Below are 15,924 nucleotides of genomic sequence, written 5' to 3' on the forward strand. Positions count from 1 at the left end.
TTCGGCGGGAAAAGTCGGTCAGTAGAACCTGAGCGGGTCGCTAGGATACCGCGCGAGCGTGCCGATCCCGACCAATATCGCGGTACATGCATATCTCGTCTCGCGTCATGAACCCTTTAAAGAACATACGGATCTTCACGGCGTGGGTCGCGTTTCCGCAAGCGTTTGCGGAACAGGCGCCGGCGGCGCCATACGCCGCAGCGTGAGTGCGGCCCCCGCGATCAGCAAACCGATGACGAGCGACACCCAGAGAATCGCCGCGTCGCCCCAGTGCTCGCGCGCCACGGCATACCCCCAAGGTGCCACGGCCGACAGAGCGAACGCCGGCGTAAGCAGGGTGCCCAGCGCACGCGCGTAGGCGTCGTGCGCGAAGAGTTCGAGCGGCAGGCCGGCGCGCAGCAGCGTGGCCAGACCGTTCAAGGCCCCGTACGTGAAAACGAAGACCCCTGCGGCGTACATCGACGACATGCCCGCAAGTCCCAGCGCGAAGCACAGCGGCAGTCCGCAGCCGACCACGAGGTTGAGTCTGACGGCGCTCGTCTGACGCGGCGTAAGCCATTCGAGTGTGCGCGCGCACACCTGTCCCAATCCCCACAAGGCGGCGAGTCCGACCGGCAGACCGTGGGCACCCAGCAGGGACGTCAGATGGGCCGCCAGCCCCGACGACAGAATCGACACCAGCGCCATGACGGCACAGTAAAGCAGGGCGGGTGCCCACGGTAACGGCGAGCGCGGCTGACGTGCCGCACTGGCGGCCGGCATCCGGGAGGGGGTCGGCGGCAGGCTGCGCAGCAATGCCCATGCGAGCAGACCGATGAGGCCATAGACCAGCACACCGGTCCGCCATCCCCACGTATCGCCCAGCCAGCTGCCCAGCGGCCAGAAGACGGTTGTCGCCAGTCCCCCCATGAGTGTGATCTGCGTCATCGGCCGGCGTGCCGCAGACCCGTAGAGCGCGGCGAGCGTGGCGAACGCGGCGTCGTAAAGCGACAGGCGCATGCCGGCGCCGAGCAGGCACCACGCCGCATAGAACTGAACGAGGGTTGTGCTCGTGGCGAGCGTCGCGCAGCCCGCCGAGCAGACGAGCGTGCCGGTGCACATGACGCGGCGTCCGCCCATCCGTTCGAGCCAGCGGCCCGATAGCGGCGAGACGGCGGCCATCACGAGCATGGCAAGCGACGGGCCGGCGAACACCCAGGTCTGCGGCCAGCCGGTCGTTTGTGCGATACGCCACGCGAAGGCGCCGGGCAGGTAGAAGCTCACGCCCCAGTTGATCAGTTGCGCGAGACCGAGGGTGATGGCGGTGGGCATGTGGCAGGGGTAGGAGGCAATGGCGGTGGTGAAGCCGCTGGACCGGTCGGCGAAGACACGCCTGCATGGTGCGCCGATGCCATCTCTTGGTAAAGTCTTGGCATCTTATCCGGCTCATAAGGAAAACTTTGAGATGCGCCGCCTGAATCTGGATCAGCTTCACACGTTTTCCGAAGTCGTCGATGCCGGGAGCTTTTCCGCGGCCGCCGCCCGTCTCGATCTTTCGCAACCTGCCGTGAGCCTGCAGGTTCGGCAACTGGAGCAAAGGCTGAATGTCCGGCTGATCGAGCGAGTCGGCAAGCGGCTCAAACCAACGTCCGCCGGACTCACGTTGCTCGAGCACGCTCGCCGCATCGACGGTGCCGTCGAAGACGCCATGCAGGCGCTGACGAGCCACGCGAGCGATGTGGCGGGAGAAGTGGCGATCGGGACCGGGGCGACGGCCTGCATTCATCTGTTGCCGCCGATTCTGCGCGCGATGCGCAAACGCCATCCGATGCTCGACATTCGCGTGAGTACCGGCAACACCGACGACGTGGTGGCCGCCGTGACGGAGAACCGGCTGGATATTGGACTCGTCACGTTGCCTGCCGCAGGGCGCAGCCTTCACATCACACCGGTGTTACGCGATGAGTTCGTTGCCATCGCCCCCGCCGGCGATCGGGGCTGGGCTGCGGAGGTCACGCCACAGAGGCTCGCGGCGGCACCGATGGTCGCCTTCGCGTCGGGGAGCAGCACGCGGTTGTTGATCGACGAGTGGTTCCTGCAAGCCGGATTGCGAGTGCGTCCGGTCATGGCGCTGGGCAGCATCGAAGCGATCAAGGAAATGGTGGCGGCGGGATTGGGTTACAGCATCGTGCCGCGCATGTCGGTGGGGGCGGCACATTACCGCCGTGGCTTACGCATTTCGACGCTCACTCCCGAACTATCGAGAACGCTTGCGATTGTCGTGCGCCAGGACAAACCGCTTGCGCCGGGATTGCGCAAAGTCATGTCGGCGTTGGAGGCGTTGAACAACGCCGCATGATTTCGATGCGGAAATGATCGGCACTCCACTTCAAATGGACTTGTCGTTTCGCAGGGAAAAACTACCTGCCCGCAATCGACAAGGCTGGGACTACAATGCGCGAATATCGGCAATTCGCCGGCAATCGTTAAGAAACGTGCAACTTGCAATGCATCATAATCTTTACCGTTATGAGGGGCTGCTCGGTGCCCGCTCGGTCGAGGCACTCGACGCAGAGTTTCAGAATCTGACGCACACGCTTGGATATGACGCGCTGTTTTACGCGCCGCTCCTGCCGCGTCGAGAGCGAGAGGCTGCGGCATTTCAGATTGAGGATCAGTGGATTTCGGCGCAGGGGATGCCGAGCCGGCATATTTTTACGACATTTCCGGCATCGTGGATCGAGCGTTATCAAACCGCACGCTATGCTGAAGTCGATCCAATTCTGATTGCGGCCAATTTGTCGCCGCTCCCGATTCTTTGGCGGACCTTTCTTTCTCAGAAGCGACCGCATCCGATTTTCGCGGATGCCCGCGAGCATGGCCTCGCATCAGGGGTGTCGATTCCTATCTACGGTGCGGCCGGTGAGCGCGCGATCTTCAGCGCCGCGACGGCAAAGTCGCCCGAAGAATCTGCCGAGCACGAAGCCCGCATGATCGGAGATATCTATCTGACAGCGGTGTACTTTCACCAGGCAATTCAGCAACTCGACATGCAATGGGTGGCGAGTCGCAGCGTTGGAAAGCTCAGTCCGCGCGAAATCGAGAGTCTGCTGTGGGCGGCGCGCGGCAAAACGGCGTGGGAGATCGGCTTGATTTTGAAGATATCCGAACACACCGTGACGTTTCATATCAATAATGCCAAGCGCAAGCTCGGTGCCGTCAATCGGCATCAGGCGATTGCCGCTGCAATCAGCGGTGGTTTGATTTCACCCTGACTCTTCCTCGATTTACCCCGGCTCGTGAGTAATTTTTACAGCCGCTCGCGAGGCGACTTTCGTCCGGCATTCTTGCCCGGCGGCTTCGACCATTTTCCATTCATTGAAATCACGCGATCTTCGAGCGATCGGCGTTATTTCATTTCGCTTTCCCGGTAATTTCGGCGTTGAATTCGGCCGAATTCACACTATTTCCGAAATAGTGTGTTGTGGTTTTAGGTCTGGCTCATTAGTAAGGGAAAACTATAATTTGTTTATGGCGAAAACTGATTGATTAGCGGTTTTCGTGTCCATGAGCGTCATATGAACGATAAAAGGAGTTTTCCATGAAAAAGAACCTGTTGACTGCGGTCGCGCTCGTTGGTCTGATGATGGCGGCGGGCTCGGCATTCGCGGCAGATCAGAGCCAAACGGGCGGTGTGACCCGTGCCCATGTGCGCGCTGAGTTGCAAGCTGCGCGTGAACTTGGTCTTTCGCCGGTGACGGAATTCAATTTCCCGTACACCTACGAACAGTCGGTTCAGTTGCAAAAGCTGACGGCAAAGATTGAAGCGCAAAACCAGGTTGATGCGCCGAAAGCGCCGACCGCCAACTAAATGGCGCTAGGATAGGTGTTGCGATTATCGATAGCAGTGCCGGATTCGCCGACGGCCCGCCCGACTCACCATCGAGTCTTGTCCGCGCCGCGCGATTCCACTCACCGGCGCCGACGTGCGTCACCTGCCACAGCCCCGCACGAGGATTCGTTCCCGACGGGGCTTGTGTGTTTCTGGAGGGCAGGCGTTACGAAGACGCCACGTCCCCTCATGTCAATCGGTCAATGGGTAGACGGTGCCGGGGAGGCGGGTGTGCCGCCACCTGCCGGCATTGAATGGGATTGGGCCAGCGACGTCTTGTCGTTCGCCGCGCTCGATTGCCAGCCCCCGCCCAGTGCCAGGAACAGATTGACCTGATCCATGGCAACCAGCGTTTCGGAGGCGGCCAGCGCTGCCTCGGCGTTGGCGTGGGTGCGTTCGGCGTCGAGGCTGGTCAGAAACGGCGCGCGACCGGCCTGATAGAGCTTGTGATTCCGCTCGGCAGCGGCGCGCGACTTGTCGCGGGCGTCGCGCAGGGCGTCGCCGCGTTGCAACTCCCGGGTGTAAGCGGAGAGGGACGTCTGCGTTTCCTGTAATGCCTTCAACACCACGCCATCGAAATGGGCGAGGGCGGCATCGGCGCCGGCTTCCATGCCTTTGATGTGGGCGCGTACACCGTTGGTCGGCAGCGACCACGTAATCATCGGTCCCACGGTCCATTGCTCCGTGCGGCCTTGCCCGAAGTGTTCCAGTATCCCGCTCGCGCCAACCGAGGCGCCCAGGCGGATCGACGGATAGAGGTCCGCCGTGGCAACCCCGATCTTCGCCGTGGCCGACGCCAGTTCGCGCTCGGCCTGACGTACGTCAGGCCGGCGCTTGAGCAGCGCCGTGCCGTCGCCGACCGGTAGCGGGTGATTCAACTGAGGAATGCGGCGGCATTGCGAGGCGCTGGCGTCGAGCGTGCCGGGTGCCTTGCCGAGCATCACCGCAAGCCGATAGGTCGCGGCTTCGTGCTGCGCCTGGAAATGCGGCAGGGCGGCGCGCAGTGTGTCGGCCTGTGCCTGAGCGCGCAGCAGATCGGTGGGTTGATCGCGACCGGCGTCGACCAGCTTGCGTGTTATCGCTACGCTCTTTTCCTGCAATTGCAATTGGTCGTCGGCGATGTCGTACTCGTGATTGGCCGCGCAGCTTTGCACATAGGCGCGCACCGTTTCGGCAGCCACACTCACGCGAGCGACATCCAGCGCTGCCTGACTGGCTTCGGCGGCGGCGAGCGCGGCTTCGTCCGCGCGAGCCAGCTTGCCGAAGAAATCGATCTGGTAGGAGATGGACAGTGCCGCTGCGGCCAGATTGATTACAGGCAGCTTTTCTTCCTTCAGGAAACTCTCGCCCGAAAGCTGAGCGCGTCCCCCATTGGCCTGCACGCCGCCCTGCGGAAAATTCTCCGACTGGACTTCGTGATACATCGCAATCGCGCGCTGCACGTTGGCGAGCGCCACACGAACGTTCGTGTTCGCGGCGAGCGCCTCTTTGACGAGCGCGTCGAGTTTCGGGTCGTCGTAGAGTTGCCACCAATCGTCGGGCACGGCGCCAATTGACACGGCGCGTTGTGTTGCGTTCGCGATGGGGCCGTTTGCCTCGGGCGAGTGCATCGCCGAGTTTTCCGGCAGATGGTAGTCGGGGCCGACGCTCGTGCATCCCGCGACTAGCGCGGCGGCCGCTGCCACCGCACTCACCATGAGTAATCGTGGACTCACTGCCGGGCTCCTGCTCGGGCGCCGGTCTCGCGTGCGGCGGCCAGCGTCGTGGGTGCGGCGTCAGCCTGTTTCGACTGACCGGACGTGCCCTGCGGACTTTCCATGACGGTTACCGTCGCGGTGCGACCGGCGACCAGGCGCATATCCTTGGGGACATCGTCGAGCGCAATGCGCACCGGAATGCGCTGGGCAAGACGTACCCAGTTGAAGGTCGGGTTGATGTTGGGCAGCATCGATGCACCGCTCGTGCGATCACGGTCTTCGATCCCGGCGACGATACTCTGCACATGGCCGTGCAGGACATGTTGCTCGCCCATCAGGCGCACTTCGACTTTGTCGCCGATATGGATGCCGCGCATCTTGGTTTCTTCGAAGTAGCCTTCGACGTGCAGCGAGTTCGCATCGACCATGGAGAGCACCGGGCGGCCGGTGGTGACGTAGTCGCCCACCCGCGGCAGACGGTCGTTCAGGTAGCCGTCGGCGGGGGCGAGAACGCGTGTGCGCTCAAGGTTGAGCTTCGCGAGTTGCGCGGCGGTTTCGGCTTGCGCGACAGCCGCTTCGCCGGATTCGACCTTGGCCTGACCGGCCTCGACCACTTCCTTGGCGACGACTTCCGTCAACTGATGGTTACGGGCGTTTTCGCGGCGGGCCTGGGCGAGCGTGGCGCGCTGCGCGGCGACGTTGGCTTCGGCCTGATGCAACGCCAGCGTGTAGCGGTCGCGGTCGATCACGAACAGCAGATCGCCGCGGTGCACCTGCTGGTTGTCCTTGACCTCGACATCGGTGATGAGGCCCGAGACATCGGGGGCGATCTGCACGATGTCGGCGCGAATGCGCCCGTCACGTGTCCATGGCGCGACGGTGTAGTAGTCCCACAGGTGCAGCAGCACGAAGACCGCGACGCAAGATACCGCAAGCGTCAGCGCAACGGAGCCGAGAGAGCGAAGTTTCAGTTTCATGGTTGGCAGGCGCGCGCGATGGCGACGATGCCGCCCAGCGCGATGATGTACACAGCAAGGTTGAATAACGAACGATGCCAGACGAGTTTGTAAAAGCCGATGCGCGCGAGCATGAAGCGCAGCGCGCCCGTCAGCACGAAAGCCACGATCATCAGGGCCAGCAGCGTCGGCACGAATACGCCGTAGATATCGATCTCACCGCTCATTGAACGCTCACGGGGCGTGTGGCAGGGAACAGCGCTACGTGGATGTCCATGAGCGACGCGCGCGCACTGCGCGAGGCCTGATCGCTATGGGCCACCAACGAGCGCAGCGCGCCCAGCAGTTTGTCGTGCAGCGGGGTGCCGGGCTCGCTCACCTGTTCGTCGAGTCGCGCCCGATAAAAGCGCGCCACGTCGGTGAGCACGGCCTCGACGGCGTCGCGCTGCGATGGTTTCAGATGCGGCAGCTCGCGCTGCAACGCCAGTGCCGAGAGTTCGACGCGCACTTCGGTAAAGCCGTCGCTCGATGTTTCGCTCTCGCTCGCGGCCAGACGCGGCACCAGTTGACCGAGGCGGTCGAGCAGTCGTGAGCGCAAACGGTCATGCTCGGCCACCGAGCGGCCGATGGCGTTCTTCGCAATGTCGCGCCAGCTCGCGTGAATCAGGCGGCGCATGGCCACGCGGGTGCCGAACGGTCGTGTCTGTAACGTCCAGATCAGGGCGAACAGCACGCCGGCCAGGCCGGCGATATTGTTGTTGAAGAACGCCTGGAAGTCGGCGCTGTAGCCGCCCTGAATGCCGACGAAGCTCGCCGTATTGACCGCAACGGGCATCGCCACCATCGCAAAGCGAGGCTGCGGGATGAACGTGCCGACCAGCAGGTACGGTACGGCAAACATCCCCACGAGCAAACCGAAGTCATGCGCATTCGTCAGGATGAAGAACACATAGATGGCGGCGAGCACCACGCACACGGCCGTCGCCCAGAAGAACGAGCGGATGAATGGTGCGGGCTCATCCGTTGCCGCGAAGAAGCAGCACGCGACGGCGCAGAGCGAGACACCGGCGGCGCCGTCATTCCAGCCGGTGTAGATCCACGCCATGCCCATGAGGAATGTGCACAGCGCGGCCGAAACGGTTGAGAACAAGAGCAGCCCGTGATCGTAGTGGCGTGCGCCACCCAACTCCCAGTGCTGGAAAGCGGGCGTCCATTCGTGGCCGCGGTCCTGATCGTCGAGCTGGCCGAAACGGCGTTGCAGCGACACGCAGTCCTGCCAGAGTTGTACCAGCGAGCGCAACCGGTCTTCGGTGGCTGCGACCAGCGCGCCATACCAGTCCGAGGCTTCTCCGGCCGATTGCGGCGGACTCAGCAAGTGGGCCGGGGCGGGCGACGGCGCGCCGAGCCGCAGCCATGCGACCACGTCCGCCATCTTCGCTTCGAGCGCTTCGGGCACGCCGTTCGGGTGCCCGCGCAACGTATGCACGAGCGACGCCACCGTCGAGAGCACGGGCATCATCATGGTCATGCGCCCGCGCAACTCTCGCGCGTCACGCACGCGCTCCGACGTGTCGGCATCGTACGAAAGCTGGCTGATCAACTGGTCCAGCGCCAGAATGTCGGCCGCCATACGGTGACGGCTCATGTGGCGCGTTGTCTTGCCTTCCGGGTCGGCCGAGAGCATGTCGGCCGTCCAGCGTGCGGCGTCGGTGAGCCAGCGTGTGGAGCGGTCGTGCAACACCTTGGCCACGCTCGTGGGCAGGATCACGGCGCCGACCACGCTCGCGCAGACGATACCGAGGATGATCTCCTCGGCACGCGCCACGGCGATATCGAAGATGCCGTCGGGCGTACCGACCGCCGGTAAGGCGATCAGCGGCAGTGTGTACGACGCCAGCAGAAACACGTAACTGCGTGGCGAACGATGCAGCAGACTGATATAGAGCAGGGTGCCGGTCCACAGCCCGACGACCGCCATCAGCAGCTCTGGGTTGTTGACGAGCGCGGGCACCAAGACAATGGACGCGCCCGCACCGAGCAGCGTGCCGAGCACGCGATACAGCGCCTTGGAGCGTGTGGCGCCGGTGAGCGGGTGCGACACGATGTAGACCGTAGCCATCGCCCAGTACGGACGCGGCAAGCCGATGGCTAGCGCGATGTAGAGCGCCAGCATCGAGGCGGCGAACGCCTTGATCGAGAAAATCCAGTCGCGTGAGGATGGCCAGTTGAGCACGGTCTACTTCTTCGGAGGCTCCATCTCGAGCACGCCCACGTCGGGGCTCGCTACGCTGGAAATGGCTTCGAATACGCGCAACACCGCTTCGAAATCTTCGCGCGGAATGTTTGCGAAAACTTTCGCGCGCAACTGGCTGAGTTCGATTTCGAGCTTCTCGGCGAGCGCTTCGCCGGCCTGCGTGAGCCGCAGCGCATTGGCGCGGCGGTCGCTGGCGTCGACTTCACGCAGCACGAGTCCGGCTGCGCACAACTGATCGAGCAGCCGCACCAGAGACGCGCCTTCGAGTCCGACGTATTCGGCAAGCTCGACCTGACGCACCCCTTGGCCAAGGCGGCGGATGAACAGCAACGGACCGGCGCTCGCTGCGGAAATTCCATATTCGACGATCGCGCCCTGCGATATCTGACGCCATTGCTTGCCCGCCAGCAGCAAATGGCTGGTGAAGACGAAGCGGAGCGATTCTAACGAGGTCATGGCGAAAGATTATATGTTAACTAATAATTAGGATGCTAGTTAATGCGTTATTGCGGCGGGCGGTGAGATTGGCCGGGAGGCAAGCGCGGTAAGGGCTTGCGGGTCATTCATGGTCACGGCCGGAGACGCTGCGCCGAACGCTTTCCGTCAGCTGCGCCTGTTTTATTTTCTGTCGGACGCCAGACGGCCGGACTTTCAGGTGCGGGAGGTATCTGCCTTGCCGGCGTCAGTTGTTTCGCTCCCCGATCCGGAGATCTCGTCAATCTGCTTCATGTTCTCGAGCAGCTTGAGCAAGTAGTGCAGGGTGTGGGTGATATCGCCCGTCGAGAACTCGTCCAGCGCCCGTTCGTAATAGTCGTGAATGCGCGGCACGGCCTCGCGGTGCCAGACGTGGTGACCGTGCTCGGTCATCGTGATGCGGCGCGAGCGCCGGTCGCGTCCGTCAGGTGTGCTGACGATGTGGCCGTCGCGTTCCATGCGGCTGATCAGGCCGGACAGGTTCTGGCGGCTCACCATCAGATAGCGGGCCAGATCGCCCACGCTCATGCCGTCGGGGACTTCCGGCCGGGACAGCGCCCCCAGCACGGCCCACTGTTGCGTCGTCAGGCCAAGGCTTTCCACAGCTCTCGTGCCAGTTTTATGCAACATGTTTGCGCATTGGTAGAGCCGGAAAAACAGCCGGTTAGCCAATTCCATACGCGTAATTTCTGTATTTTTCTTAGGGTTTTCCATATCGATCACTCCGCATTTGCATGCTTGCGCATCGCTGATCTCGTGTCTAGTATACGTCAATATATTGACGTAATTTGATCGACGGGCGGGTCTCTTGCGAGGTCAGCAAGGATACCGCGCTCGTCAGCGACTCTGGAGGCAGGACATGCAGCGGTTCGAAGGCAAGACCGTCATTGTGACGGGCGGCGGGGGCGGGATCGGCGGGGCAACGTGTCATCGGCTGGGAAACGAGGGGGCGGCGGTGGCCGTGTTCGATCGCGACTTGGCAGCGGCGCAGCGTGTGGCCGGGGAAATCGTCGAAGCGGGGGGGCAAGCGCAAGCGTTCCCGTGCGACATCACCGTGCGCGAACAGGTCGACTCGGCGGTTGCCGCCGTCGCGCACGCGTTCGGTCCCGTGAGCGTGCTTGTCAATAACGCCGGTTGGGACATCTTCAAGCCCTTTACCAAGACGACGCCCACCGAGTGGGAACGGCTGATTGCCATCAACCTGGTCGGCGCGTTGCACATGCATCACGCGGTGTTACCCGAGATGGTGGCGCGGCGCAGCGGGCGGATCGTCAACATCGCATCCGACGCCGCGCGGGTCGGCTCGTCCGGCGAGGCGGTCTATGCGGCATGTAAAGGCGGAATCGTGGCGTTCTCGAAAACGATCGCCCGCGAACATGCGCGCCACGGCATCACCGTGAACGTGGTGTGTCCGGGGCCGACCGACACGGCGCTGTTTGCCGACTACAAGGAAGGCGCCGGCAATCCCGAGAAACTGGTCGAGGCATTCACGAAAGCGATTCCGCTGGGCCGCATCGGTCAGGCGAGCGATCTGCCCGGTGCGATTGCCTTCTTCGCCAGCGACGACGCTGCGTTCGTCACCGGTCAGGTGCTGAGCGTGTCGGGCGGACTCACGATGAACGGCTGACGTTTCCCATCACGACGATGCCGCACACGGCCGAACGTCAATCTGCCGGCGGCGAGGATCAAGACAATGAACTACGAAGACATTCTGTATGAAGTGCGTAACGGCGCGGCGTGGATCACGATCAACCGTCCGGACAAGATGAATGCGTTTCGCGGGCGCACCTGCGACGAATTGATTCACGCGATCAACAAGGCGGGCTACGACAGGGAGATCGGCAGCATCGTGCTCGCCGGCGCGGGCGAGAAAGCGTTCTGCACAGGCGGCGATCAGTCGGCGCATGAAGGGCAGTACGACGGGCGCGGCACCATCGGTTTGCCGATGGAGGAACTGCACAACGCGATTCGCGACGTTCCCAAACCGGTCATCGCCCGTGTGCAGGGATATGCGATTGGCGGCGGCAACGTCATCTGCACCCTGTGCGACTTCACGATTGCGTCGGAAAAGGCGGTATTCGGTCAGGTCGGGCCGAAGGTCGGCTCGGTCGATCCCGGCTTCGGTACGGCGTTTCTCGCGCGCGTGGTCGGCGAGAAGAAGGCGCGCGAAATCTGGTACCTGTGCCGTCGCTATACGGCCGCCGAGGCGCTGACGATGGGGCTGGTGAATGCCGTCGTGCCCCACGATCAGCTCAATGTCGAAGTCCAGAAGTGGTGCGACGAGATCATGGAGCGCAGCCCGACGGCGATCGCCATCGCGAAGCGCTCGTTCAACATGGACACCGCACAGCAAGCAGGCATCGCAGGCATGGGCATGTACGCGCTCAAGCTCTACTACGAGACGGAAGAATCGCGCGAAGGTGTGCGCGCGTTTCAGGAAAAGCGCAAGCCCGACTTCCGCAAGTACGCAAAATAAGCGAGGGACACCGCGATGCTCAATCCGTATCTCGATGACGATCTCGTGGCGCTGGCCGAGCACACGCAGCGCTTTGCCCAGGCCCGCATCGCGCCGGGCTTTCAGGCGCGCGACAAAACGCGTGTGCTTGACCGTCCGCTCATGCGGGAAATGGGGGGAATGGGGCTGATTGCGCCAGAGCTACCGGAAGTCTACGGCGGCCAGGGCATGGGTCGTCTTGCCGCCGGCGTGATTCACGAGGCCGTCGCGCGCGCAGACCTCAGCATGTCGTACGTCAACCTGCTGGCTTCGCTCAATGGTCAGATTCTGGCCGAGCATGGCAAGCCGGACGTGGTGACGCCGTGGATCGAGAAGCTCACGCGCGGCGAGACACTGCTGGCTATCGCACTGACCGAACCTCGCGGCGGCTCTGACGCCGCGAACCTGCGCATGCGAGCCGACTTCGACGGCACGCACTACGTGCTCAATGGCGAGAAGACATCGATCTCGGCGGCTGACCAGGCAGACGCGGCCGTCGTCTTCGCCCGGACCGGAGAAGTGTCCGAACTCGCGCGCGGCATCTCGGCATTTTTCGTGCCGCTCGACCTGCCGGGCGTCACGCGGCAGCGCTTCGATTGTCATGGTCAGCGGGCCATCGGGCGCGGTTCTTTGTTCTTCGAGAACGTTCGAATTCCGGCCGACCATGTGCTCGGCGCACCCGGCGAGGGTTTCGTGCAGGTGATGCAGGGATTCGATTTCTCGCGGGCGCTGATCGGCCTGCAGGTGCTGGCCGTCGCAAGAGCGGCGCTGGACGAGACATGGGAATACGTCGCCCAGCGCGAGGCGTTCGGCAAGCCGCTCTCGGCATTTCAGGGGGTGACGCATCCGCTGGCGGACTTCGATACCCAGGTCGAGGCGGCGAGACTGCTTTGCCTGCAAACGCTGTGGCTCAAGGACCGTGGCTTGCCGCACAGTGCCGAAGCGGCGATGTGCAAATGGTGGGGGCCGAAGCTGGCTTACGACACGATTCATCAGTGCCTGCTGATGTTCGGACACGGCGGCTACGACCGTGGCGTGATGGAGCAGCGGCTGCGCGACGTGCTGGGGTTCCAGATCGGCGACGGCACGGCCCAGATCATGAAGACGATCATCGCGCGCACCCGGGCGGGCAGGCAGGCCGTGCCGATCTGAGGGCATTGGCGCGGGCGGTAGTCACGGCATCACCATAACGATACGAACGACACGACAGCACAGGAGACGATGCAATGGAATTTGACGCGGTGTTGCTTCCCCCAAGGCGCGAGCAGAGCGTGGCACGTGGCTGGTGGCCCGAACGGACGATTAACGATGCACTCGATGCTGCCGTCGCGGCGTCGCCCGGCAAGATCGCACTGACGGCCGTGTCGACAGCCACGGGGCAGACCCAGCGCCTCACCTACGCTGCGCTCGCGGACGGTGCCGAGCGTCTGGCGCTGGGGCTGATGCGGCGTGGCGTGGGCCGTGGCGATGTCGTTGCCTGCCAGTTGCCCAACGGCTGGCAGTTCGCGTTGACTTATCTGGCGTGCGCGCGGATCGGCGCGGTGCTCAATCCGCTGATGCACATCTTCCGCGAGCGGGAGTTGTCGTTCATGTTGCGTCATGGGGAGGCGAAGGTGTTCATCGTGCCTCGCCAGTTTCGGGGTTTCGATCATGCGGCGATGGCGCGAGCCCTGCAGCCGGATCTGCCGGATCTGCGGCACGTCATCGTGGTCGATGGCGACGGTCTTGGCGACGATAGTTTCGACGCCGTGCTCATGGCGGGCGAATCCGCTGCATCGCGCACCGAGCGGGCTGCCATGCAGGCGGCGCGAGCCCATCCGGACGACGTCATGCAGTTGATGTACACCTCGGGGACGACGGGTGAGCCCAAAGGGGTGATGCACAGCGCGAATACCACGTTCTCGAACATTCTCGCTTATGCCGAGCGTATGCGCCTCGGCCGCGACGACGTCATTCTCATGGGCTCGCCCCTCGCGCACCAGACCGGCTTCATGTACGGACTCATGATGCCGGTGATTCTCGGGGCGAGCGCCGTGATGCTCGATATCTGGGACCCGGCCAATGCCGTGTGGCTGATCCGCGAGCATGGCGTGACGTTCACGATGGCTTCGACGCCATTCCTCTCCGATCTGACGAAAGCAGTGGCGGCTACCGGCGAGCGCGTGCCGAGCCTGCGTGCATTCCTGTGTGCGGGGGCGCCGATTCCCGGCCCCGTCGTCGAGCAGGCGCGCAGCGTGCTTGGCGCGAAAATCGTCTCGGCATGGGGGATGACGGAGAACGGCGCCGTCACGCTGACGCGCCTCGACGATGACGACGTACGGGCCTCGACGACTGATGGTTGCCCGCTTCCCGGCGTGGAGTTGCGAGTGGTCGATGCGCAGAACGACGACTTGCCCGTCGGTGAGACGGGGCGTCTGCTCGTGCGGGCCTGCTCGAACTTCGGTGGCTATCTGAAGCGCGCGCAATGGAACGGCACCGACGATAACGGCTGGTTCGACACCGGCGACATGGCATGGCTCGACGCGACCGGCTACGTGCGTATTGCCGGGCGCAGCAAGGACGTGATCATTCGCGGCGGCGAGAACATCCCCGTTGTCGAAATCGAAGCGCTCCTGTACCGGCATCCGGCGGTTGCCTCGGTGGCTATCGTTGCGTATCCGGACGAGCGTCTTGGCGAGCGCGCCTGCGCGGTCATCGTGCCGCGAGCCGGCGAGTCGATCGACCTCGCGACGGTGACCGGTTTCCTCGCATCGCACAAGGTTGCGCGGCAATATTGGCCCGAGCGGCTCGAAGTTCACGACATGCTCCCGACGACACCCACGGGTAAGATACAGAAATTCAAATTGCGCGAAATGCTCAACACATCCCGCGCAGAGACGACTGAACGCACACCTTGAGGACGAGTGGCAAATGACATCGAAGGGACTGGATAGCGAATCGTTCGAGCTGTTGCTCGCGGCGGTGCAACGTTTCATCCGCGAGCGGCTGGTGCCTGCCGAGAACGACGTGGAGGAGCACGACGACGTGCCCGCCGCGATCGTCGACGAAATGAAGGAGATGGGCCTGTTCGGTCTGTCGATTCCCGAGGCGTTCGGCGGCATCGGCTTGTCGATGGTGCAGGAAGTGCGCGTGGCTTACGAGTTCGGACAGACGTCGCTGGCGTTCCGCTCGGTGTTCGGCACCAATGTCGGGATCGGCTCGCAGGGCATTCTGATGGACGGCACCGAGGCGCAAAAGCGCGATCTGCTGCCGCGTGTGGCGAGCGGAGATCTGATCATGTCGTTCGCGCTCACGGAGCCCGACGCGGGGTCGGACCCGGCGGCCCTCAAGACGCGCGCCGTGCTCGACGGCGACACGTACGTGCTCGATGGCGTGAAGCGGTTCATCACCAACGCGCCGCGCGCCGGCGCTTTCACATTGATGGCGCGCACCGGCGGCGAAGGGGCGGGCGGCATCTCGGCCTTCATCGTGCCGGCCGGCACACCGGGGCTGTCGCTCGGCAAGCCCGACAAGAAGATGGGCCAGCGCGGCACCAAGACCTGCGACGTCGTGCTGCAAGGTGCACGCGTGCCTGCGGCGAACATCATCGGCGGCGAGGCCGGCAAGGGGTTCAAGACGGCTATGAAGGTGCTCGATCGCGGGCGTCTGCATGTGGCGGCGCTCTCGTGCGGCATGGCGCAGCGGATTCTCGACGAGGCGGTGGACTACGCGCGCGAACGCAAGCAATTCGGTCAGCGTATCGGCGACTTCCAACTCGTGCAGGCGATGCTCGCGGACAGTCAGGCGGAACTCTATGCGGGATGGTCGATGGTGCAGGACTGCGCCGCGCGCTACGACGCCAAGCCCGCAGGCAAGCGCGACGCCGATGTGAGCACGCGGGCGTCGTGCGCCAAGCTGTTCTGTACGGAGATGGTCGGCCGCGTGGCCGATCGCGGCGTGCAGGTGCACGGCGGGGCGGGTTACATCAACGAGTACAAGGTCGAGCGGTTCTATCGCGATGTGCGTCTGCTTCGTCTGTATGAAGGCACGACGCAGATTCAGCAACTGATCATCGGCCGCGCGCTCATGCAGGACGACTGACGAGCCGACCCGCCGACATGCTCTTCCGGCGGACCTCCGTCGGCGGCGCGTGAGGGCGCATCATCCTGGTGCGTGCAAGGCGGGTGCTGTACCGCTTT

At 63.6% G+C, this 15,924-nt stretch carries 15 protein-coding genes; 8 read left to right on the forward strand and 7 right to left on the reverse strand.

Annotated features, from left to right (window positions below):
- Positions 1-135 precede the first annotated feature (135 nt).
- Positions 136-1,311: an MFS transporter gene (locus tag PHO31112_RS08275; RefSeq protein WP_150620057.1), complete on the reverse strand. Its 1,176-nt coding sequence runs from the start codon at positions 1,309-1,311 to the stop codon at positions 136-138.
- Positions 1,312-1,444: 133 nt separating this feature from the next.
- Between PHO31112_RS08275 and PHO31112_RS08280 the strand changes: the two genes are divergently transcribed.
- From PHO31112_RS08280 to PHO31112_RS08290, 3 genes are all read left to right on the forward strand, one after another.
- The gene (locus tag PHO31112_RS08280) at positions 1,445-2,338 is read left to right on the forward strand and encodes a LysR family transcriptional regulator (protein WP_150620058.1); all 894 of its coding nucleotides are present in this window, start codon (positions 1,445-1,447) and stop codon (positions 2,336-2,338) included.
- A gap of 13 nt (positions 2,339-2,351) precedes the next feature.
- Positions 2,352-3,254, forward strand: coding sequence for a LuxR family transcriptional regulator (locus PHO31112_RS08285; protein ID WP_150620059.1), 903 nt, complete (start codon positions 2,352-2,354; stop codon positions 3,252-3,254).
- A 326-nt stretch (positions 3,255-3,580) separates the two neighbouring features.
- Positions 3,581-3,850 carry a DUF4148 domain-containing protein gene (locus tag PHO31112_RS08290; RefSeq protein WP_150620060.1) on the forward strand — a complete coding sequence of 90 codons (270 nt, stop codon included), beginning with the start codon at positions 3,581-3,583 and terminating at the stop codon, positions 3,848-3,850.
- Positions 3,851-4,071: 221 nt separating this feature from the next.
- Here the strand turns inward: PHO31112_RS08290 and PHO31112_RS08295 are convergent, their stop codons facing one another.
- The 6 genes from PHO31112_RS08295 to PHO31112_RS08320 form a co-directional block, all read right to left on the reverse strand.
- The gene (locus tag PHO31112_RS08295) at positions 4,072-5,568 is read right to left on the reverse strand and encodes an efflux transporter outer membrane subunit (protein WP_246177877.1); all 1,497 of its coding nucleotides are present in this window, start codon (positions 5,566-5,568) and stop codon (positions 4,072-4,074) included.
- A gap of 14 nt (positions 5,569-5,582) precedes the next feature.
- On the reverse strand, positions 5,583-6,545 hold the full coding sequence (locus PHO31112_RS08300; protein ID WP_150620061.1) for an efflux RND transporter periplasmic adaptor subunit: 963 nt from the start codon (positions 6,543-6,545) through the stop codon (positions 5,583-5,585).
- Positions 6,542-6,751 carry a DUF1656 domain-containing protein gene (locus tag PHO31112_RS08305; RefSeq protein ID WP_010806951.1) on the reverse strand — a complete coding sequence of 70 codons (210 nt, stop codon included), beginning with the start codon at positions 6,749-6,751 and terminating at the stop codon, positions 6,542-6,544. The genes PHO31112_RS08300 and PHO31112_RS08305 overlap by 4 nt, the downstream gene beginning before the upstream one ends.
- Positions 6,748-8,757 carry an FUSC family protein gene (locus tag PHO31112_RS08310; RefSeq protein ID WP_150620062.1) on the reverse strand — a complete coding sequence of 670 codons (2,010 nt, stop codon included), beginning with the start codon at positions 8,755-8,757 and terminating at the stop codon, positions 6,748-6,750. Before PHO31112_RS08310 ends, PHO31112_RS08305 begins: the two co-directional genes overlap by 4 nt.
- Positions 8,758-8,760: 3 nt before the next feature.
- Entirely contained in the window at positions 8,761-9,234 is a 474-nt protein-coding gene (locus PHO31112_RS08315; protein ID WP_150620063.1) for a MarR family winged helix-turn-helix transcriptional regulator, read from the reverse strand.
- Positions 9,235-9,429: 195 nt separating this feature from the next.
- Positions 9,430-9,966 carry a MarR family winged helix-turn-helix transcriptional regulator gene (locus tag PHO31112_RS08320; RefSeq protein ID WP_425495166.1) on the reverse strand — a complete coding sequence of 179 codons (537 nt, stop codon included), beginning with the start codon at positions 9,964-9,966 and terminating at the stop codon, positions 9,430-9,432.
- A 145-nt stretch (positions 9,967-10,111) separates the two neighbouring features.
- Here PHO31112_RS08320 and badH point away from each other — a divergent pair, with 145 nt between their 5' ends.
- The 5 genes from badH to PHO31112_RS08345 all read left to right on the forward strand — a co-directional run bounded on the left by badH (position 10,112) and on the right by PHO31112_RS08345 (position 15,826).
- The gene (badH, locus tag PHO31112_RS08325; protein WP_150620064.1) at positions 10,112-10,879 is read left to right on the forward strand and encodes a 2-hydroxycyclohexanecarboxyl-CoA dehydrogenase; all 768 of its coding nucleotides are present in this window, start codon (positions 10,112-10,114) and stop codon (positions 10,877-10,879) included.
- A 66-nt stretch (positions 10,880-10,945) separates the two neighbouring features.
- Positions 10,946-11,728, forward strand: coding sequence for a 2-ketocyclohexanecarboxyl-CoA hydrolase (badI, locus tag PHO31112_RS08330; RefSeq protein WP_150620065.1), 783 nt, complete (start codon positions 10,946-10,948; stop codon positions 11,726-11,728).
- A gap of 15 nt (positions 11,729-11,743) precedes the next feature.
- Positions 11,744-12,898, forward strand: coding sequence for a cyclohexanecarboxyl-CoA dehydrogenase (gene aliB, locus PHO31112_RS08335; RefSeq protein ID WP_150620066.1), 1,155 nt, complete (start codon positions 11,744-11,746; stop codon positions 12,896-12,898).
- Positions 12,899-12,972: 74 nt separating this feature from the next.
- Positions 12,973-14,643 carry a cyclohexanecarboxylate-CoA ligase gene (gene aliA / locus PHO31112_RS08340; protein WP_150620067.1) on the forward strand — a complete coding sequence of 557 codons (1,671 nt, stop codon included), beginning with the start codon at positions 12,973-12,975 and terminating at the stop codon, positions 14,641-14,643.
- 13 nt (positions 14,644-14,656) lie between these two features.
- Positions 14,657-15,826 carry an acyl-CoA dehydrogenase family protein gene (locus PHO31112_RS08345; protein WP_150620068.1) on the forward strand — a complete coding sequence of 390 codons (1,170 nt, stop codon included), beginning with the start codon at positions 14,657-14,659 and terminating at the stop codon, positions 15,824-15,826.
- Positions 15,827-15,924: the final 98 nt, after the last annotated feature.

The organism is Pandoraea horticolens, assembly GCF_902459555.1.
GTDB classification, from domain to species: domain Bacteria; phylum Pseudomonadota; class Gammaproteobacteria; order Burkholderiales; family Burkholderiaceae; genus Pandoraea; species Pandoraea horticolens.